Raw genomic sequence first — 18,277 nt, forward strand, 5'->3', positions numbered from 1 at the left:
TCCTTGCATTGGCGTATAAAGTCAGACAAAAGAAAAAGGTTTTCCGCCCTGCAAAAGGACGGAAAACCTTCGTTTCCGCGGTACCACCTTTTTTGGCCCGATTTGGCCCAAGCGCCAAACAGGCCCGACTCTGCCCCGATAACGCCGGGGTGGCGTTTAGGTTGGCCTAACAGCTCCTAGGGTAGGTTCAACCGCAAAGAGGGCCGCAAAGCCTTCCAGCCGCGGGCTTCGCTCTCTGTTGCCGTTTGCGGTTTACTGGCCCTGTTCATCGCCGGTTTTGCCGTATCCGTGATTTTACTTGCCATTATGCCGTGGGACAGGCGCGATTGTCAAGAGAGGAGCATGAATTTTTTTGCAATTCCGGCGTGCGGAAGAAAAAGGCATGACAAACGGATGAAATCAGTGTAAACTGTAAAATAAAATATAATGAATAACCATTCATTTTGGCGATGAAACGGCTCGAACGGGATGGTTCACGAACTTTGAGGAAAGAAGGGAATGGAATGAACGAGGAACGAGTGTACCGGATCACGGTGCCGACGCCGTTTCCGGTCGGTGACGTGCATATGTATGTGATCGCCGGCGATCGGCTGACGTTGGTCGACGCCGGAGTGAAAACAGAGGAAGCGTGGCAGCTGTTTGTGAAGCAGCTTGGTGAGATTGGCTATGCGCCAAAGGATATTGAACAAGTTGTCATCACTCATCATCATCCGGACCATATCGGATTGCTTGACTATTTTCCACATGCGCCGATCATCGGCCATCCGAAAGCTGATCCGTTTTTGCGCCGCGAACGTTCGTTTATGGAGCGGTACGTCCAATTTTTTCAGGAATTTTTTACAGAATGCGGCGTCGACCGCCGCTTGTTCAGCCAGCTGTCCAAAGAAGGCGGATCGCTTCGCTACGCAAGTCGGCGCGGGCTTGACATCATGGTGACGGAAGGGAACGCGATGCCGGGGATGCCTGGGTGGCAGGTTATCGAAACGCCGGGGCATGCGCAAAGCCATATCGCGCTCTACCGCGAGGAGGACGGGCTGTTGATTGCCGGCGACCATTTGCTCGTTCATATTTCCCCCAACCCGATGATGGAGCCGCCGGCGGAAGGGGAGACGGAGCGGCCGAAACCGTTATTGCAATACAACGAATCGCTGCAAAAAATGCTGCAATATGACATCGTTCGTTCGTTAAACGGCCATGGCGACGATGCGACCGACATCCCGGCGCTCGTTCGCGAGCGGCTTGCCAAGCAGCGCCAGCGCGCCGAGCGGGTGCTCGAAATGGTGCAAGAGCGTCCGCACACCGTGTTTGAAGTGTGCCAAAAGCTGTTCCCGGCCGTGTATGAACGACAGCTCATGCTGACGATGTCCGAGACGATCGGTCAGCTTGACTATTTGGAAGCGAACGGATATGTGACGAAAAAGCAAGAAGACGGCCATTACGTTTATGAAGCGGCGGGGGTGTCGGTGTGCGGCTGAAGGGGCGCCATGTCGTCATTACCGGAGCGTCGGGAGGTCTCGGTGAGCAAATTGCCTATGAAGCAGCGCGCCAAGGGGCGATGCCGGTGCTGTGCGCGCGCAATGAAGAAAGGTTGAAAGAAATCAGCGCGCGAATTGAAGCGCAAACCGGCATTCGCGCCCCGTATGCGCCGCTTGACGTCAGCGACCGTGAGGCGGTCAACGCCGTGTTTGCGAAACTGTTGGCTGAGCTCGGCGTCATTGATGTGCTCGTGAACAATGCCGGATTTGGGGCATTTCGCTACGTGGAAGACATCGACCTTGATGAGATGGAGAGGATGTTTGCCGTCAACGTCTTCGGCCTCATCGCTTGCACGAAGGCGGTGTATCCACATATGAAAGAGAGAAAAAGCGGTCATATTATCAACATCGCCTCGCAAGCAGGCAAAATCGCGACGCCGAAGTCAAGCGTCTACTCAGCGACGAAACACGCGGTTCTCGGTTTTACCGACAGCCTTCGCCTAGAGGCGGAGCGTTTTGGCATTTTCGTCACGGCCGTCAATCCGGGGCCGGTGGAGACGAACTTTTTTTCGATCGCTGATGAATCGGGAGAGTATGTGCGCAATGTCTCGCGTTGGATGCTGCGTCCAGAGGCGGTGGCGAAGCGCGTGGTGGCCGCGATGATGACGCCGGCGCGCGAAGTGAACATGCCGCGCTGGATGGATCTCGGCGGCCGCTTGTATCGGCTTGCCCCCAGTCTTATCGAAAAAGTGGGGAAACGGGCGTTTTTCCAAAAGTAAGCGAGGGGGATGACCCCATAGCCATCAAGTGAAGCCTTGGAGCCGCTCGCTCCAAGGCTTCACTCTTTATCTTTGAAGGCTGTGACCGTGAGAATATATAAAGATAGGCATGCCAAATACACCTTCCCTATAGAAGGTTTTTTTCATGGTATGAGGAGGGAATTTCTTACGACACCGGCATGATGACCAAACTTTCGATAATGCCTAAAGCGCTCTTTTTTGTATAACGCCTTGATTTTTTTCCGTGTTGAGCGATGAGGTCACACAGTTTGAAAAGGAGTTGGACCGCTGACGCCTCTGAACACCATAAGGCTTGAAATAAATCCATGCCGAACTCCTTGATCATACTCATCGCCTTATATTCGCTCAATTCCTTTTTCTGTTTTCGATAGAGCCATTCCCGCATTTTAAACATGACAGTGGAGCTGACCAATAAGGCAATCAACGTTCCATACAGGTGGCACTGAAAGCGAGCCCCTTTCATCGGTTTGAATCGATGAATGTGAAACAGGGATTTCCATGTCTTAAATACCACTTCAATTTGCCAGCGTAGAGAATACAGCGTATGAATTTCGTGCAAAGAGGCATAAATCGCTGGAATATTGGTGATATAGACATATATGGGGTGGGGGCGTCGCGTCACGTACGCGGCCCCTTTTTGTTTCGCCTTCTGTTTCCATTGCCCTTCCTTCTGCCGCTCCTGTTCTTCTGTCAGCCGATACACCATGAGCCGCGGTTGATGAACTTTCTTTCCACTGACATACGCATGTTCCAGTTCCATGGTTTCTCCGGGTTGCAGCACCGCAAGGAAATCCTTTGGTTCCCATTTCCGAAATCGGTCCCCTTCTTTTTGGTAAATCCCTACATTGTGTTTGAGCCGCGAAATATAAAAGGCTCCGGCATCATGAATGGCTTGCAATCCCTCAAGCGAAAAATAGCCTAAGTCCTTCAAACAAAGGTCTCCCTCTTGGATGGTCGATAGAAGGGACGCTCCGTAGGCGGCGTCGTGATGGCGGGCATCTTCGACGTCCACATGGAGAAGCTTCCCTCCTAGCCATTCATATTCTAGCTGAATTTTCACCCCAGGCCCCGTACACCCCTCGTAAATCCCCTGAATTTCAGGAGGCAGTTGAAACGACGTGGAATCGAGAATGCGAATCCGGCGAAACAGCGGATGTCTTTGATAGAAGTGACGGGCCTCCTGAGTTTGATGAATGAGCAATTTTTCAAACAGCGCTTTGAGAAAATTCACCGCTTTTTCATTAAACCGTTGATGGAGCCCTTCCGCACTCAGAGAGGTGTTTTGTTTGAGAGCTAGAGCACTGCAAAGCTGCACCAATGATTTTTGACCGCCCCCTTCCTGGAGAAATGTGCAAAGTGCCACGAAATCGTGGGCGCGCAACTTCCCCTTTCGTTGAATAAATTGATGATCTCGGGCCATCTGTTCAAGTTCTTCGCACGATAACACGCTTCTTAATCCGTCTAAAAAACAATGCCATTCTTCTTGGAGAGATAAGGACGTTTTCAAAAAAACCACCCTTTCAAGACATGATGAGGTCTTCAAAAGGATGGCCAAATGAGGCATATATTTATTCCTGTTTTCTTAACTTGATGGCTATGGGGGGGTACCCTGTTTGTCTCTTTTTAAATGATAATTATTGTAACGAAAATTGCTCAACTACAGTAACATGTTAAAAAACGATATATAGGTATATAACAAACAAAAAGTACAGAGTAGTGAGAATAGTAAACATCCAAATTACTACTCGAAAAATGCGTAATTGTTTTCCTAATTTATTTTTTGTTATCCTCAGAAAGAAATAACCAAAAAAAGCGCCTATGCCTCCTTTGAATATCGCAAGTAACATTGTTCGTGCAGAATAATTATTGACGATAAAGGTGACTATGGCATAGCTAAAAAAATTAAGGACAAAGCCAAAGTAACATATATCATAGCTTTATTTAAACCCTCATCCGTTCCTAATCTCCACATGATCTCACCTTTTCAGTTCCAAAAATTCATTTTTTCTCTTTTTTAGAAGTTCCTCAATGTAATTAATGAAAGCTTCGCGAATGGCATTTGCCTAATTATCACTAGGTATTCCGTTTAATACCGACGAAACGTTAAAAAACTAAATACAGGAATACGACAAATAAGATGCATAAAATGATGAAAGAAGTGCATGTCCAAATAAACACTCTAAAAAAACGAATTTTTTTATCCATTTCCCCTTTTGTTTTCTTAAGAAAAACTGCTCCAAACATAATTGCAACCAAACCTCTAGATATAGTAGCAAACCAAGTATTCATTATATTTGGCCTAATAATTAACGTGCTGATCGCATAAATGAACAAGATGACAGATACACATAGAGAACTATAAATAATCGTCTTGCCTCCTGTTTGTTTCAAAGGATTCATAAAGACATTCCTCTTCCTTTAGATTTAAATAATGAAAAAGTACCCTATTTCTGTTCTTTTGATGCTTGATTTAGCACATGATTAATGAAAGCTTCACGAATGGCTTTCACTTGGTTATCTGTCGGAATTCCATACTTCTCAAACTTGCCACTATCCATTACAATAGGTCCGGTTTTTAAATTAACACTATTGACAGCTTCTTTGAACTCTTTTTTGCCTCCAAACGATTCAATAAATTCACTAAACCGTCTATTCACTTCCCCAGATTTTGAATAATATTTTTCAATGGCGTCGGACAAATGTAGTTTAGAATTTTCTCTTATCATATTTGCAATATTCACAGCGTCTATATCTGCCAGCAAATCGGAGGTAGAAAACGAACTATTCCCACCTATAATCTTTTTAGCTTCTTTCTGAAGAATCTTCAAATCGTTCGAATCGTTTGTATTCCGCTGAAGGTCTATGACTGCAGTTTGTAAATCCCCAGCCCATCCAGATAAGTCATCAGGAATCGGAGACACTGATAATATTCCATCTAATGTTGCAGCCATATGCAAGAAATCGATTTTGTTCCCAGTCACAGGATCTTTTAAAAATGCCCCTTCACCATTCGGTTCAAAGAATTTACTTAAGCTTTTGCTTTTGGATTCAACGTACTGAACATGCCTTTCATCTATTGTCCCAGCGGTGATAGCCCATTTAAATCCAGCATACACTTTAGAGTTATATCTTATAAATTCTAGGTTGTAATCATTTATTTCAACTGGCTTGCGTGAAACGTTCGTTCTTGGATTCTTTTGTAGCTCCCTCAAGTACGAATCCGTGAGTTTTTCTAAATACTCTAATCGCTTCACTAATGTTTTTACATCTGTAGCATCTGATTTTTTATTGGCTGTGGCTTGAACTGTAACTGTTTGCACATGATGTGCTGTCTTTGTTGAGGTGCTAGTTGCTGTTTTTATTTCAAGGTTTCTTGAATCTGTATTTCCTACTCCTTGGATAACAGCAGAAGGCGTTTTATTCGCCATTATATTTGTCGAAGTGTGAGAAACATTGTCGGAAACTGCACTTTGATACACTTTTTTAGTAGCATACACAATATCTTTCTGGTGATTAAAATTAGTAGACACACTAACTAAAGAAGGTATCGAAGGGTTAATTGATTGAACAACTTGATTGGTTAGCGTGTTAGAAACTTGATTTTTAGAAACCTTCTGTTCATAAGCTCTCTTAGCAGCATCACTAATCGTTAAAACATCTTTAGAAATCGTTGCTTTTGCTGGTGTATATGACACTGATGCTGTCACAGAGCTAGAAGGGTTTTGTAGTTACAATCGTGGGAACATAAGAATTTGGTTTCTGTTGAAAATACTGCTTAACAGAAACGGTAGGCATCGTCATCCCTCCAAGATCATAATCCTTAGGATAATAATAATCCAAAATTGTTTTTTTTTTTAATATGCTCTTTTGATTTTTTAGTATTTTTGTTTAAAAAACTCCAATAAAAACAATCTTTACAAGAACATCCAACGGCTGATACGATAAAAATAAATGAAAAACATGGGAGATCACCTATGCGCGAACGGATGCTACCAATCTTCCTTCTCATCATAGCTACTGCTTTTTTCGGAGAAATGAAAGTGAATCCGTTTGGAAGTTCGTTTCGGTTTTCGCTCGGAAGCGCCGTTTTCTTTTTTGGGCTTATTTGGTTTAAAACCGTGCCGGTTGTAAGGACGGGTTTGTTGACAGGACTTTTTATTTCTCTATTTCGGACAAGCATTGACCTGCTGATGAAAGACGTCTCTTGGAGCGACAATTTTTTTTCTCATCTTCCGGCTGCGTGCTATTATCTCGCTTTTGCATTATTTGTTCGCCTATGCCGCATTCGCACTTATATGGAACTGCCTATTCATGTCGCGTTGCTCAGGGCAAGCATTGATTTCGCCTCCAATATTATCGAACTGTTTGTCCGCCATCTGTTGGGTGAAACGATTGCCGTCACACACGAAACGATTTTTATGCTTCTTTTGTTCGGAATTTTACGAAGTTTTTGTGTTGTTGGGCTATACAACATTTTAATGATTCAACAAATGCAAACGTTAGGAGAAGCGCGGCGGCAAGAGCTCAAGCGTCTTGTGATGATGAACGCCAGCCTCTACGAAGAAGCGTTTTATTTGCGCAAATCAATGAGCCATATGAGAAGACATTACACGCAAAAGCTACGAGCTATACACAACGTTAATGGACGGGGAAACGGTTGAACCACGCACCGTGCTTTATATCGCAGAACATGTGCATGAAGTCAAAAAAGACTCCCAGCGCATTTTATATAGATGCAACGAAAAAGTTTAACATATCCTTGACGGAAAAGTGGCTTGTCCATTTTTCGGCTGTTGAAGGCAAGCCACAGGCTTGCTCCCGTCACGCCAAGGCGTGACGGAAGACCGAACAACCACCCGCTTCACAGACCCATACATGGATCTGGAAGCGGCGTTGTTCGTTCCCCCGACAGTCTCGATCCAATGCTCGGGACAAGCGACAAATGTTAAAGCTTCAAATTGCATCTATATAGCTGGTCTGTCAGAGTTAATTAAAAGAATAGCGCGATTTGCGCTTGTCCATTGCCGAGCTTTGCGGCATGGTCGTTCGTGCGAATGAAAAATACACGGAATTGGTAAAAAAAGAAATTGCTTTTCAATTAACGTGCGATCTCGACTTATCGACTAGGCACGTGTATGCCCTTCTTTCCGTCTTAAATAATTTGGTTGCCAATGCGGTAGAAGCGATTCCTTTATCTGGATGGATTCACCTTCGTGCCGAGCTTGATGGCGGAGATCTTGTCTTTACGGTCACGCAAATGACATTTGCCCGCCGGCGTTCTTGTTCGAGGGCAGAGGCAGAAAAGTTTGTGTCCAGCCATATCATTCTGTGTTTTTTGGTAAAATAATGGATAATCAACACGCATGTTCATCCATCGACCTCACTGTCCGCTGCTATTCAGTGGGTTCCGGTGACGGAGCGCGGACGACCGACTGAAAGCGGCCTTTGTGCGAACCGTCGCAAAACGGTTTGTTGTTCGACAGCCCGCAACGGCAGAGCGAAAACGTTTGTTTCGTCACAAACGGCTTTCCTTCTCCATCGAGCAGTTCAACATCGCCGGTGACGCGCAGCGAGCCGTTGTCGTTCACTTTGATTTGCACTTTTGCCATCGCTTTTTCCTCCTTGCTTTGTTTTGACAGTTTCTTATGTTGGCAGGTAAAATGAATAAGGAAATCAAAGGGAAAAAGGAGCCAGCTATGAGTCTGTACATCACGTTTACGGATGCAGCCAAACGGGCACTCTCCTCTATTGTAGCGAAATCCGGACGGCAGTTAAAGCTGATGTTTGACACGGACGGCTGCGGCTGTTTGGTCGACGGCGTGCCGTCGCTATGGCTTGTCGACAAGGCCGATGACGATGATTTGGCCGTCGAGACGAATTTTGTGCCGGTGCTCGTGGAACGGTCGCGACTCATCTTTTTTGATGAAACGATGACGATTGACGTCAAGCCGGGGACGACCGTTTTTCAGCTCAAAAGCCCAGGGCAAACGTTGAATGGGCATATGCCGCTTGTCGAGGTGAAATCTGGCCATGAATGGTAAGCTAGAGCAGCTTGCAAAGACGGCGAAGCAAAAAACATGGGTGTCGTTCACCCATGAAAACGATCCGTACAGCTTGCTTCATTGGTCGGTCGCCGGCCCGCATCATGAAGCGAAAGACGTCTGGCTGCTGCAAAACGAAATGACGTTTGAAACGAAAGAGTTTCCGACGCTGGAAGCGGCGATCGCCTGGCTTGGCGAACATATGCCGCACATCACCGAGGTGTTGTAAAGGGGCCGCCCCTAAGCCATTTTCGGCCGGGGGGCGCCCCTTTCCATAGTTAGAAGCCGCGTTTTGCGCCGAACGGCGCTTTCCAAATGTTATTGCGGACTGTTTTGCCGCTTCGTCGGGTGGATGGCTTTTTCCAATTCTTCTTTTGCGATCACCGGCTTCACCGTATCGGCCGACGGTTTCCCTTTTTGGGCGCGGTTTTTCGCCATTGGTCATCTCTCCTTTTTGCTGTCGTTTAGTTGTATCGTTTGACAAAATGACAACTGTTATGCAAAGGGGGGCATAAACAGTGAAAAAACAAGAAAAGCAGAAAAAAAGAGAGGACGATCAAAGATGGACGCTTGCCGACCGGCTCGGTGCCGAGACGGAAGCGAAACTGCTTGCGAAAAAGCGGGCGCTTGCCGAGGAAGAACAGCGGTGTCGGGCGGCGGAAGAGGCGCGGCGCCGCGAGGAAGCGCGCCGCCGTGAGGAACAGAAATCATTTGCCGAGCTGCTTGAGGAAAGCGCGCTTGACTGGCGGAAGTTTAAGTAGGGAGGGGGATGGATGATGAAACCGAATGCGGCAGCGGAGCGCGCTTCTTCTGTTCCATTATGGATGGCCGGGGCGGTCATCGCCTTGGCCGTCAACTTGCGCGCGCCGCTTACGACGGTCGGCCCGCTCGTTTCCGATTTGCAACGGGCGCTTGACCTTTCCTACGCCGCCGCCGGGGCATTGACGACGATTCCGCTTTTGGCGTTTGCCTTCTTGGCGCCAGCGGCAGCGGCCCTCGCCCGGCGGTTTGGGATGAAGCGGACGCTCTTTTTTTCGCTTATCGTTTTGCTCGTTGGCGAGCTTCTTCGCCCGCTCGCTGGCGCCGTCTGGCTGTTTGCCGGCACGGCGTTGATCGGCGCGGCCATTGCGGTGGACAACGTCCTGATGCCAGCACTTGTCAAAGAGTCGTTTCCCGAGTGGGTCGGCTTGATGATGGGCGTCTATACGGTGACGATGAACATGAGCGCGGCGTTCGCTTCCGGGATGGCCGTCCCGCTTGCCGATGGTTGGGGGCTCGGTTGGCAAGGGGCGTTTCGCTTTTGGGCATTGTTTGCGGCTTTGGCGCTTGTCGTTTGGCTGCCGCAAGCGCGCCGCCGGGAAGCGGGCGGCGCGCCGGCAGGAAGCGGCCGCTCAACGCTTTGGCGGTCGGCGCTTGCTTGGCAAGTGACACTGTTTATGGGTCTGCAATCATTTTTCTTTTACTGCATCGTCACTTGGCTGCCGGAACTGGGTCAAAGCAAAGGAATGGCGGCCGATACGGCCGGATGGCTGCTCTTTTTCTTCCAGTTCGCCCAGCTGCCGATGATGTTCGGATCACCGATGTTGGCGGAGCGGATGGATGATCAAAAAGGGCTCATCGGCTCGGCGGTATTGCTCATGGCTTTTGGAACGCTCATCTTTTTCATTGGCCAAGGATGGCTGCTTTGGCTTGGCGCGCTTCTTGCCGGCATCGGCGCTGGCATGGCGTTTTCTCTTGCGATGATGTTGTTTGCGTTGCGGACGCGCCGCCCGCTAGAAGCCGCGCAGCTTTCCGCGATGGCGCAGTCGGTCGGCTACTTGCTTGCCGCTGCCGGCCCGCCGCTGTTTGGCGCATTGTATGATGCGGCCGGACGGTTTAACGCCCCGCTTGGCATGTTGTTGGTCGTCTGTGCGGCCATGATGGCGTTCGGTTTAGGGGCGGCGAGGAATAAGTATGTGGAAGAGGATTGATCGGCTTTTGTGGAGCGACCAGTCCATTTGGAAAAAAGAGCCCGTAACGGACATTGACAGCCGTTGGGCTCTTTTGGTTTGTTTTTCGTTTTGTCTCTTGTCAGCGCTATGGCCGCCGGCAAGTTCAGTGACGTACATAGGCAGGGAAATAGAGGCTGCGGCGGCCTGCGGTTGTTGCTGGCTTCGCCGGCAATAGGCGTCGGAATGAAGCACGATGGCGCTTCCTGCGATTATCGGTGCGCCTCATACACCGAGCGCTTTGTCGCTTGTTTCAGCCATTCGTATTCGTCGCGGCTAAGCGGCGGGGCGGAAGCGGCCGCGATGTTTTCCTCGAGCTGCCGAAGCCGGCTTGCGCCTGGAATGACGGCGGCAACGACCGGGTCATACAGGCAAAATTGCAGCGCGGTCGCGGTCAATGAACGGCGGTTGCCGCTTTTTTCTTTCAGCTTTGGAATGAGCGCCTGCAGTTCCTCGTACGAGTAATCGAGATAGCCGTGTTCTCTCACCGCTGCGCTCGCCGCCTCAAGCGGACGGCTGGTGAGTAGCCCTTTGGCGATCGGTCCGCGGGCGATGACGCTGATATGATGTTCGCGAAGAAGCGGGAACCATTCTTCCGGCCGGCGATCGAGCAAGCTGTATTGCATCATGACGCTGACGATGTTCGAGCGCTTCACATATTCGCGAATGACGTTTGGGCGGATCGAGGAGATGCCGTACCAACGGATGACGCCTTCTTGCTTCAGCTCTTCGAACGCTTCGATCGTCTCGTCGATCGGGTCGTCGATCGTGCCGCCGTGGAGCTGGTATAAGTCAATGTAGTCCGTTTGCAGACGGCGCAGGCTCTCTTTGACCGCTTGTTTGATATAGGCTTTTGACGGATCCCAATCCCAGCCGCTTCCATCTCGGCGCCAACGGTTGCCGACTTTTGTCGCGATGATGACTTGGTCGCGTTTTCCTTTCACCGCTTTGCCGACAAATTCCTCGTTTAAACCGCGGTCGTACAAATCAGCCGTATCCAAATAGTTGATGCCGCGCTCCAACGCTTCATGGATGAGATAGATGGCATGGTTTTCATCAGTGCCGAGAGACATGCAGCCGAGTCCAATTTCGCTGACGTATAAGTCTGATGTGCCGATGCGGCGTTTGTTCATCTTTTGCGCCCCCTTTAGCGATCGATGATGATATGTTCATTGTACAACGGAAGCGAAAAAATGGCCAAACATGTAGTACAATGGAAAAGAGTCCATCTGTATTGATAGGGGAGAAACAGAATGAAGCTGTATGAAAAAACGATTCGCAAAGAGAAGCTGTTCAGCGGCCGCATCATTGACTTGTATATCGAGGAAGTCGAATTGCCAAATGGGAAAACGAGTCGGCGTGAGGTGATTAAGCATCCGGGGGCGGTGGCGGTGCTGCCGCTGTTGCCGGACGGGAAAATCGTTCTTGTCCGCCAGTACCGAAAAGCGCTTGAGCGCGCATTAGTCGAGATTCCGGCGGGCAAGCTAGAACATGGGGAAGAGCCGCTCGCTTCTGCACACCGCGAGCTCGAAGAAGAGACCGGCTACCGCGCCCAATCGATGCGCCATCTCATTTCCTTTTATACATCCCCAGGGTTTGCCGATGAACTCATCCATTTGTATGTCGCCGAGGGGCTGGAAAAAGCGGAGGATGGCGCCGGTTTGGATGAGGACGAATTCGTCGAATTATTGGAAGTGACATTGGAGGAGGCGCTTCGTATGCTTGAGCGACGCGAAATTTATGATGCAAAAACGGCGTATGCCTTGCAATATTTGCAGCTGCGCCGCGCGCTAGGGGAGCAAAATGCCGAATAAAAAAAACGAGCGCGGCCTCGGCCGTTATTACGCTGATTTACATATTCACATCGGCCGCACCGCCTCGGGCCGTCCGGTGAAAATTACCGGGGCGCGGACGTTGACGCTTGAGAACATCTTGCATGAGGCGGCTGAGGTGAAAGGGATCGACCTCGTCGGTGTCATTGACAGCCATGTGCCGGAAGTGCTGGACGAGCTCGAGCGGGCAATGGAGAAGCACAATTGGCGCGAACATGAGGGGGGCGGTGTCAGCGCCGGAAAGGTGACGCTTTTGTTAGGCAGTGAAATCGAAGTATATGACGACCATTGCCATGGACCGATCCACGTGCTCGTTTTTTTGCCGACTGTGCAGGCGATGCGCACGTTTTCCGGCTGGCTTGGCAAACGGGTAAAGAACGTGTCGCTCAGTTCACAGCGCATTTACGTGTCCGGCCGTGAGCTGCAAGCTGCCGCGAAAGAGCAGGGCGGCTGGTTCATTCCCGCGCACGCGTTCACCCCGTTTAAAAGCTTGTACGGAAAAGGGGTCAAGCACAGCCTGACAGAAGTGTTTGAACCGGATCGGATTGATGCCATTGAACTTGGGTTAAGCGCCGATACGGCGATGGCGGACCAGATCGCTGAATTGCATCGCTACCCGTACTTAACGAATTCCGATGCCCATTCGCTGCGGAAAATCGCCCGCGAATATGAAGAGGTGCGGCTCGCCGCCCCGACGTTTGCCGAATTTGAAAAAGCGCTGCGCGGTGAAGATGGGCGCGCGATTGTTGCCAACTACGGTTTAAATCCTAAACTCGGAAAATATCACCAGACAGTGTGCGAGCGCTGCCTTGCGCCGGCTGCACCGGACGTCGACAGCTGTGCGGCATGCGGCCATCATCGCTTCGTGAAAGGCGTGTTTGACCGGCTTGCGGAGCTGAAAACGGCGGAACGCGGACCGAAACGGCCGCCGTACATTTATCAAGTGCCGCTTGAATTCATCCCCGGCCTTGGTCCAAAAGCGTATGAAAAGCTGCTCGCCCGCTTTGGCACGGAAATGCGCGTTCTTCATGAGGCCGCGGAGGAAGAGATCGCCGAGACGGTGGGAGAAAAGTTGGCCCAACTGATCGTCCTTGCCCGCAGCGGTACGCTCCATATCGAGGCCGGGGGCGGTGGGAGATACGGGAAAGTGCGGGAGGGGTAACCACTCGGGCAGCGCTCCTGCCGTTCATCATCATGCCGTGCGTGCTGCTTGACCCAGCCCGTCCATGCGCCAGTGGACCTAGAAGGCCGGTGAAAAACAACGGATTCGCTCGATTTGCGAGAAGTTGAAAGGAATAAAGTTATGTTGTTGCAAGGTTTTTCAATTTGACAAATGCTGTTGGGGAGCAACATTTCCCCTTAAACCACCAACCTTCTAGGCGTCGTGCCGTCCGTGAAGTTGGCCACGCGTCGGGTTGAGCTGCTTTTTCATTATTACCGGCCTTTTCGAAAAACAGTCATACCGAAAGCGGATGGACATACAATCTACTAAGAGACAAAGTAGGAGGACGAAGCACAATGAGAACCCATCCGCTGAAATCGGCTATCGCTGTCCATTGGCGTGAACATGCTTCGCTGTATGTGTTTGTCATCGTCCTGTTTCTCATGGGCGTCGTTTTCGGCGCCATTGTCGTCAACAGCCTCGGTTTCAGTCAAAAGCAAGACTTGTACTATTACTTGACGCAATTTTTTGGACAAGTGTCAAAAGACAATATCGCAAGCGCCCATGATATGTTCCGGCAAAGCTATATGCACAACGTCAAATATACCGCATTGATGTGGGTGCTTGGCATTTCTGTCATTGGCTTGCCGATCATTCTTGTTTTGCTGTTTTTCAAAGGCGTCGTCGTCGGCTTTACGGTTGGCTTTTTAGTCAACCAAATGGGCTGGCGCGGGTTTCTTTTGTCGTTTGTGTCCATCATGCCGCAAAACTTGGTGGCCATTCCACTCATGATCGTCATGGGCGTCATTTCGATTTCGTTTTCCTTGCACATGGTGCGCAACCAGTTTATGAAGCGGCCGCATGGATCGATGTTTCCGATGGTGATGCGCTATGCGGCAGCGATGGCGGTTGTCGCCCTTGGGCTGCTTCTTTCCTCAGCGGTCGAGGCATATCTTTCGCCGGCATTGATGAAACAGGCGGTTCAATGGACAATGAGCTTCATCATAATGAATATTATATAGTAACCATTATCATTTCTTCATAATAGTGATTTTACTTTGATACTTCCCTCGTGCATTTGTTATAATGAGGGGTGAATGGCGAGGGAGGAATGAAAAGATGGAAGATCGTGTGGAACGAATCAAGAAGCAGCTGCATTCAGCGGGTTACAAGCTGACGCCGCAGCGGGAAGCGACGGTAAGAGTCCTGCTTGAACATGAAGAAGACCATTTAAGCGCGGAAGACGTCTACCTCCTCGTGAAAGAAAAATCCCCGGAAATCGGGTTGGCGACCGTTTACCGGACGCTCGAGCTGTTAACCGAGCTGAAAATTGTTGATAAAATCAATTTCGGGGACGGGGTGTCGCGCTATGACCTCCGCAAGGAAGGGGCGGCCCATTTCCATCACCACCTCATCTGCTTGGAATGCGGATCGGTGGCGGAAATTCAAGAAGATTTGCTTGAGGACGTCGAAGCGATCGTCGAGGAGAGATGGAAATTTCAAATTAAAGACCATCGTTTGACGTTCCACGGCATTTGTCACCGTTGCCAGCAAAAGCGCGAAGAAGAAAAATAAAAAACCTTTTCCAGCGGGAAAGGTTTTTTGCGTATAAACGACGAAACAAATGGCATATCCTCATACTAGCAAGCTGACAAGCAGCTATAGGGAGGATGCCATGAAAACCGTTTGGCAAATGGTGAAAGTGTTTCTTTTATTTACGGGGTGCACCATTTTATTTTATTATAGTCTTGTATGGTTTAACCGCGAGTACGAGTATTACCACCGATACGATGAGCCGAAGGGATCGGCGGTCAAAGTATCGGCGGCGGAAATCGCGCCGCCAAGTTGGCTCGACCGGCTGTTATTTTTTTATCGCGATGGGGAGTAGAGAGCGTTGGAATACGAGTTGAAAGATTTTCTGCATTATTTGACGGTGGAGCGGAATTTGGCGCACAATACGATCGTTTCATATGAACGCGATTTGAAAAAATACGTCCGCTATTTGCGCCAAGTCGAGCAGCTTCAGGCGTGGGGCGAAGTGGAGCGCCTCCATATTCTCCATTTTTTAAAGTTTTTAAGCGAACAAGGGCAATCAGCAAGGACAGTCGCCCGCCATTTGGCGTCGATCCGTTCGTTTCATCAGTTTTTGCTAAGGGAGAAAATTGCGGCGCAAGACCCGACTGTCCATATCGAAACGCCGCAGTTTGAACGGACGCTGCCGAAAGTGCTGTCGGTCGAGGAAGTCGAGGCGCTGCTTGCGGCGCCGCAAGCGAGTACACCGTTTGGGCTGCGCGATAAGGCGATGCTGGAGCTGTTGTATGCGACCGGCATGCGCGTCAGTGAGCTTGTGCAGCTCAACTTAAGCGACGTGCATTTGACGATGGGGTTCGTCCGTTGCTATGGAAAAGGGCGGAAAGAGCGAATCGTGCCGATCGGGCGCATGGCGATTGAAGCGCTTACCCACTATTTGGAGCGAGGGCGCCCGCAGCTTGTCAATCCGCGACGACGGACAACGGAGGCGCTGTTTTTGAACCATTATGGCCAGCGGTTGACACGGCAAGGGTTTTGGAAAATTTTAAAGCGGCTCGCGAAAGAAGCCGGCATCGAAAAAGAGTTGACGCCGCATACGCTTCGTCATTCGTTTGCGACGCATCTGCTTGAGAACGGGGCTGATTTGCGCGCCGTTCAAGAGTTGCTTGGGCACGCTGACATTTCGACGACGCAAATATATACGCATGTGACGAAAACGCGTCTGAAAGACGTGTACAAACAGTACCACCCACGCGCCTAGCAGCTGCCGCATGCTAGGCGCGTGCCTGTCGTTTTAGTTGTCAGACTTCTGACCAATTGGCTATAGGCGTGTTTTTGCGAAAATAACGGGAACGATAGAAACAGACTCCATTTTCATTGCAGGCAGGGGGAATGAACATGAAAGCGACGTACCGGCGCGTCTTTTTGATTGTAATGGATTCAGTCGGCATCGGCGAGGCGCCGGATGCCGAGAAATACAACGACAAAGGGGCGGATACACTCGGCCACATCGCCGAGCATCGCGGCGGCCTCCGTATGCCGAATATGGCGAAGCTCGGCTTAAGCCATATTCGCGAAATCAAAGGGGTTCCGAAAGTCGATCGTCCGCTCGCGTACTATACAAAAATGAAGGAAGCATCGGCTGGCAAAGATACGATGACCGGCCATTGGGAGTTGATGGGCCTTCGCATCGACAAGCCGTTCCGCGTTTTTCCGAACGGGTTCCCAGATGAACTGATCGCTGAGCTTGAGCGGCGCACCGGGCGGAAAGTGATCGGCAACAAGCCGGCGAGCGGAACAGCGATCATCGAAGAGCTTGGCGAAGAGCATATGAAAACAGGGGCAATCATCATTTATACATCAGCCGACTCCGTCTTGCAAATCGCCGCCCATGAACAAGTTGTGTCCGTTGAGGAATTGTATCGCATTTGCGAAATCGCTCGCGAATTGACGCGCGATGAGCCGTACATGGTCGGGCGCGTCATCGCCCGCCCGTTCATCGGCGCGCCCGGCCATTTTGAGCGGACGGCGAATCGCCACGACTATGCATTGAAACCGTTCGGCCGCACGGTGATGAATGAATTGAAAGACGCCGGTTATGAAGTGATTGCCATTGGGAAGATCGCCGATATTTACGACAATGAAGGAGTGACTCAGTCGTTGCGAACGACATCCAATATGGACGGAATGGATAAGCTCGTCGACACGCTCGGCATGGACTTTACCGGGTTGAGTTTCGTCAATCTCGTCGATTTTGACGCTAAATACGGCCATCGCCGCGACCCGCAAGGTTACGGTGATGCGCTCGAAGAGTTTGACGCCCGGCTTGCCGATGTGCTGCCGCGGCTGAAAGAGGATGACTTGCTCATCATCACCGCTGACCATGGCAACGATCCGGTGCATCACGGAACCGACCATACGCGTGAATATGTGCCGCTTTTGGTGTACAGCCCGCGCTTTCGCGGCGGCAAGCCGCTCCCGGTCCGCGAGACGTTTGCCGATGTCGGCGCCACGATTGCCGATAACTTTAAAGTCAACCGGCCGCCGTACGGAACAAGCTTTTTGGCTGATTTGGCCTAACTTCATCAAGAACGATGAGAGGGGGAAAAGAATGGATCGACAAGCGATTGAAAAAGCCGCCAGTTATTTGCGCCCATTCATGCCGACGCCGCCTGAAATCGGCCTCATTCTCGGCTCCGGTCTCGGCATGCTCGCTGATGAAATCGAAGAGGCCGTTTGCATTCCGTATAAAGATATTCCCGGATTTCCAGTGTCGACCGTTGAAGGACACGCTGGGCGGCTCGTATATGGGCGGCTTGAGGGGGCGGACGTAGTCGCCATGCAAGGACGGTTTCATTATTATGAAGGGTATTCGCTTCAGGAAGTGACGTTTCCCATCCGGGTGATGAAGGCGCTTGGCGTCCGCGAATTGATCGTGACAAACGCAGCGGGCGGCATCAACGAACGGTTCCAGCCCGGCGATTTCATGATCATTTCCGACCATATCAATTTTCTGGGCGCAAATCCGCTCATTGGTCCGAACGATCCGGAGCTTGGCCCGCGCTTTCCGGACATGACGGAAGCGTACAGCCGGCGGTTGCGCGAGCTCACCAAGGAAACGGCGGCGAGACTGGGCGTTCGTGTGCATGAAGGAGTATATGTCGCCAATACGGGGCCGTCGTACGAAACGCCGGCGGAAATCCGCATGATTCGTACGCTCGGAGGCGATGCGGTCGGCATGTCGACTGTGCCGGAAGTGATCGTCGCCCGCCATGCGGGCATTGAGGTGCTTGGCATTTCGTGCATTTCGAATATGGCGGCAGGGATGTCGGATGCTCCGCTTCACCATGATGAAGTGGTCGAAACGGCCGAGCGGGTAAAGATGGATTTTTTGCGGCTCGTGAAAGCGATTGTCGCCGAAATGGCGAAATCAAAATGAAAAAGGTGAT

At 50.4% G+C, this 18,277-nt stretch carries 19 protein-coding genes and 1 pseudogene; 16 read left to right on the plus strand and 4 right to left on the minus strand.

Annotated elements, in window-relative coordinates:
- The first annotated feature begins 503 nt into the window (after positions 1 to 503).
- Both BJQ97_RS06220 and BJQ97_RS06225 read left to right on the plus strand, forming a co-directional pair.
- The gene (locus BJQ97_RS06220) at positions 504 to 1,475 is read left to right on the plus strand and encodes an MBL fold metallo-hydrolase (RefSeq protein WP_160155915.1); all 972 of its coding nucleotides are present in this window, start codon (positions 504 to 506) and stop codon (positions 1,473 to 1,475) included.
- Positions 1,466 to 2,254: an SDR family NAD(P)-dependent oxidoreductase gene (locus BJQ97_RS06225; protein ID WP_160155916.1), complete on the plus strand. Its 789-nt coding sequence runs from the start codon at positions 1,466 to 1,468 to the stop codon at positions 2,252 to 2,254. The genes BJQ97_RS06220 and BJQ97_RS06225 overlap by 10 nt, the downstream gene beginning before the upstream one ends.
- A 166-nt stretch (positions 2,255 to 2,420) precedes the next feature.
- Here the strand turns inward: BJQ97_RS06225 and BJQ97_RS06230 are convergent, their stop codons facing one another.
- On the minus strand, positions 2,421 to 3,782 hold the full coding sequence (locus tag BJQ97_RS06230) for an IS4 family transposase (RefSeq protein ID WP_160157551.1): 1,362 nt from the start codon (positions 3,780 to 3,782) through the stop codon (positions 2,421 to 2,423).
- Between the two features lie 937 nt (positions 3,783 to 4,719).
- The gene (locus BJQ97_RS06235) at positions 4,720 to 5,970 is read right to left on the minus strand and encodes a hypothetical protein (protein ID WP_160155917.1); all 1,251 of its coding nucleotides are present in this window, start codon (positions 5,968 to 5,970) and stop codon (positions 4,720 to 4,722) included.
- Positions 5,971 to 6,249: 279 nt separating this feature from the next.
- On the opposite strand from BJQ97_RS06235, the pseudogene BJQ97_RS06240 reads away from it, so the two are divergent.
- Together BJQ97_RS06240 and BJQ97_RS06245 are read left to right on the plus strand one after the other, a co-directional pair.
- Positions 6,250 to 7,018: pseudogene (locus BJQ97_RS06240) on the plus strand (sensor histidine kinase); the annotation flags it as partial.
- A gap of 271 nt (positions 7,019 to 7,289) precedes the next feature.
- The gene (locus tag BJQ97_RS06245; RefSeq protein ID WP_407066440.1) at positions 7,290 to 7,622 is read left to right on the plus strand and encodes a hypothetical protein; all 333 of its coding nucleotides are present in this window, start codon (positions 7,290 to 7,292) and stop codon (positions 7,620 to 7,622) included.
- Between the two features lie 46 nt (positions 7,623 to 7,668).
- Here BJQ97_RS06245 and BJQ97_RS06250 read toward each other — a convergent pair whose 3' ends face one another.
- Positions 7,669 to 7,884, minus strand: a complete 216-nt coding sequence (locus tag BJQ97_RS06250) for a CDGSH iron-sulfur domain-containing protein (RefSeq protein ID WP_074044372.1) — start codon at positions 7,882 to 7,884, stop codon at positions 7,669 to 7,671.
- A gap of 87 nt (positions 7,885 to 7,971) precedes the next feature.
- Between BJQ97_RS06250 and BJQ97_RS06255 the strand changes: the two genes are divergently transcribed.
- The 4 genes from BJQ97_RS06255 (at position 7,972) to BJQ97_RS06270 (ending at position 10,286) form a co-directional block, all read left to right on the plus strand.
- Positions 7,972 to 8,316: an iron-sulfur cluster biosynthesis family protein gene (locus BJQ97_RS06255; protein WP_160155918.1), complete on the plus strand. Its 345-nt coding sequence runs from the start codon at positions 7,972 to 7,974 to the stop codon at positions 8,314 to 8,316.
- Entirely contained in the window at positions 8,306 to 8,545 is a 240-nt protein-coding gene (locus BJQ97_RS06260; protein WP_160155919.1) for a YqkC family protein, read from the plus strand. Before BJQ97_RS06255 ends, BJQ97_RS06260 begins: the two co-directional genes overlap by 11 nt.
- Positions 8,546 to 8,834: 289 nt before the next feature.
- Positions 8,835 to 9,077: a YqkE family protein gene (locus BJQ97_RS06265; protein WP_160155920.1), complete on the plus strand. Its 243-nt coding sequence runs from the start codon at positions 8,835 to 8,837 to the stop codon at positions 9,075 to 9,077.
- A gap of 15 nt (positions 9,078 to 9,092) precedes the next feature.
- Entirely contained in the window at positions 9,093 to 10,286 is a 1,194-nt protein-coding gene (locus tag BJQ97_RS06270) for a CynX/NimT family MFS transporter (RefSeq protein ID WP_160157552.1), read from the plus strand.
- 230 nt (positions 10,287 to 10,516) lie between these two features.
- Here the strand turns inward: BJQ97_RS06270 and BJQ97_RS06275 are convergent, their stop codons facing one another.
- A complete protein-coding gene (locus tag BJQ97_RS06275; protein ID WP_160155921.1) occupies positions 10,517 to 11,437 on the minus strand; it encodes an aldo/keto reductase in 921 nt (306 codons plus the stop codon).
- Positions 11,438 to 11,557: 120 nt separating this feature from the next.
- Here BJQ97_RS06275 and BJQ97_RS06280 point away from each other — a divergent pair, with 120 nt between their 5' ends.
- From BJQ97_RS06280 to BJQ97_RS06315, 8 genes are all read left to right on the plus strand, one after another.
- Entirely contained in the window at positions 11,558 to 12,118 is a 561-nt protein-coding gene (locus BJQ97_RS06280; protein ID WP_160155922.1) for an NUDIX domain-containing protein, read from the plus strand.
- Positions 12,108 to 13,298, plus strand: a complete 1,191-nt coding sequence (locus BJQ97_RS06285; RefSeq protein ID WP_160155923.1) for a TIGR00375 family protein — start codon at positions 12,108 to 12,110, stop codon at positions 13,296 to 13,298. The genes BJQ97_RS06280 and BJQ97_RS06285 overlap by 11 nt, the downstream gene beginning before the upstream one ends.
- 356 nt (positions 13,299 to 13,654) lie before the next feature.
- On the plus strand, positions 13,655 to 14,320 hold the full coding sequence (gene spoIIM, locus BJQ97_RS06290; protein WP_160155924.1) for a stage II sporulation protein M: 666 nt from the start codon (positions 13,655 to 13,657) through the stop codon (positions 14,318 to 14,320).
- Positions 14,321 to 14,417: 97 nt separating this feature from the next.
- Complete coding sequence (fur, locus tag BJQ97_RS06295) at positions 14,418 to 14,873, plus strand: ferric iron uptake transcriptional regulator (RefSeq protein ID WP_160155925.1); 456 nt, start codon at positions 14,418 to 14,420, stop codon at positions 14,871 to 14,873.
- A 100-nt stretch (positions 14,874 to 14,973) separates the two neighbouring features.
- On the plus strand, positions 14,974 to 15,186 hold the full coding sequence (locus BJQ97_RS06300; RefSeq protein WP_160155926.1) for a YqzK family protein: 213 nt from the start codon (positions 14,974 to 14,976) through the stop codon (positions 15,184 to 15,186).
- Positions 15,187 to 15,192: 6 nt separating this feature from the next.
- Positions 15,193 to 16,089 (plus strand): site-specific tyrosine recombinase XerD, encoded by an 897-nt coding sequence (gene xerD, locus BJQ97_RS06305; RefSeq protein WP_160155927.1) that lies wholly within the window; start codon positions 15,193 to 15,195, stop codon positions 16,087 to 16,089.
- A 131-nt stretch (positions 16,090 to 16,220) separates the two neighbouring features.
- Positions 16,221 to 17,408, plus strand: a complete 1,188-nt coding sequence (gene deoB / locus BJQ97_RS06310; RefSeq protein ID WP_201451665.1) for a phosphopentomutase — start codon at positions 16,221 to 16,223, stop codon at positions 17,406 to 17,408.
- A gap of 31 nt (positions 17,409 to 17,439) precedes the next feature.
- Positions 17,440 to 18,267 carry a purine-nucleoside phosphorylase gene (locus BJQ97_RS06315; protein ID WP_160155929.1) on the plus strand — a complete coding sequence of 276 codons (828 nt, stop codon included), beginning with the start codon at positions 17,440 to 17,442 and terminating at the stop codon, positions 18,265 to 18,267.
- The last annotated feature ends 10 nt before the right edge of the window (positions 18,268 to 18,277 follow it).

It is taken from the genome of Geobacillus sp. TFV-3 (assembly GCF_009901865.1).
GTDB classification, from domain to species: domain Bacteria; phylum Bacillota; class Bacilli; order Bacillales; family Anoxybacillaceae; genus Geobacillus; species Geobacillus thermoleovorans_A.

Excerpts from the sequence above, each read along its gene's own strand:
- BJQ97_RS06220 (WP_160155915.1), top strand. The coding sequence starts at position 504 with ATGAACGAGGAACGAGTGTACCGGATCACGGTGCCGACGCCGTTTCCG.
- BJQ97_RS06250 (WP_074044372.1), bottom strand. The coding sequence starts at position 7,884 with ATGGCAAAAGTGCAAATCAAAGTGAACGACAACGGCTCGCTGCGCGTC.
- BJQ97_RS06255 (WP_160155918.1), top strand. The coding sequence starts at position 7,972 with ATGAGTCTGTACATCACGTTTACGGATGCAGCCAAACGGGCACTCTCC.
- BJQ97_RS06260 (WP_160155919.1), top strand. The coding sequence starts at position 8,306 with ATGAATGGTAAGCTAGAGCAGCTTGCAAAGACGGCGAAGCAAAAAACA.
- BJQ97_RS06270 (WP_160157552.1), top strand. The coding sequence starts at position 9,093 with ATGAAACCGAATGCGGCAGCGGAGCGCGCTTCTTCTGTTCCATTATGG.
- BJQ97_RS06275 (WP_160155921.1), bottom strand. The coding sequence starts at position 11,437 with ATGAACAAACGCCGCATCGGCACATCAGACTTATACGTCAGCGAAATT.
- BJQ97_RS06280 (WP_160155922.1), top strand. The coding sequence starts at position 11,558 with ATGAAGCTGTATGAAAAAACGATTCGCAAAGAGAAGCTGTTCAGCGGC.
- BJQ97_RS06285 (WP_160155923.1), top strand. The coding sequence starts at position 12,108 with ATGCCGAATAAAAAAAACGAGCGCGGCCTCGGCCGTTATTACGCTGAT.
- spoIIM (WP_160155924.1), top strand. The coding sequence starts at position 13,655 with ATGAGAACCCATCCGCTGAAATCGGCTATCGCTGTCCATTGGCGTGAA.
- fur (WP_160155925.1), top strand. The coding sequence starts at position 14,418 with ATGGAAGATCGTGTGGAACGAATCAAGAAGCAGCTGCATTCAGCGGGT.
- BJQ97_RS06300 (WP_160155926.1), top strand. The coding sequence starts at position 14,974 with ATGAAAACCGTTTGGCAAATGGTGAAAGTGTTTCTTTTATTTACGGGG.
- deoB (WP_201451665.1), top strand. The coding sequence starts at position 16,221 with ATGAACATGAAAGCGACGTACCGGCGCGTCTTTTTGATTGTAATGGAT.
- BJQ97_RS06315 (WP_160155929.1), top strand. The coding sequence starts at position 17,440 with ATGGATCGACAAGCGATTGAAAAAGCCGCCAGTTATTTGCGCCCATTC.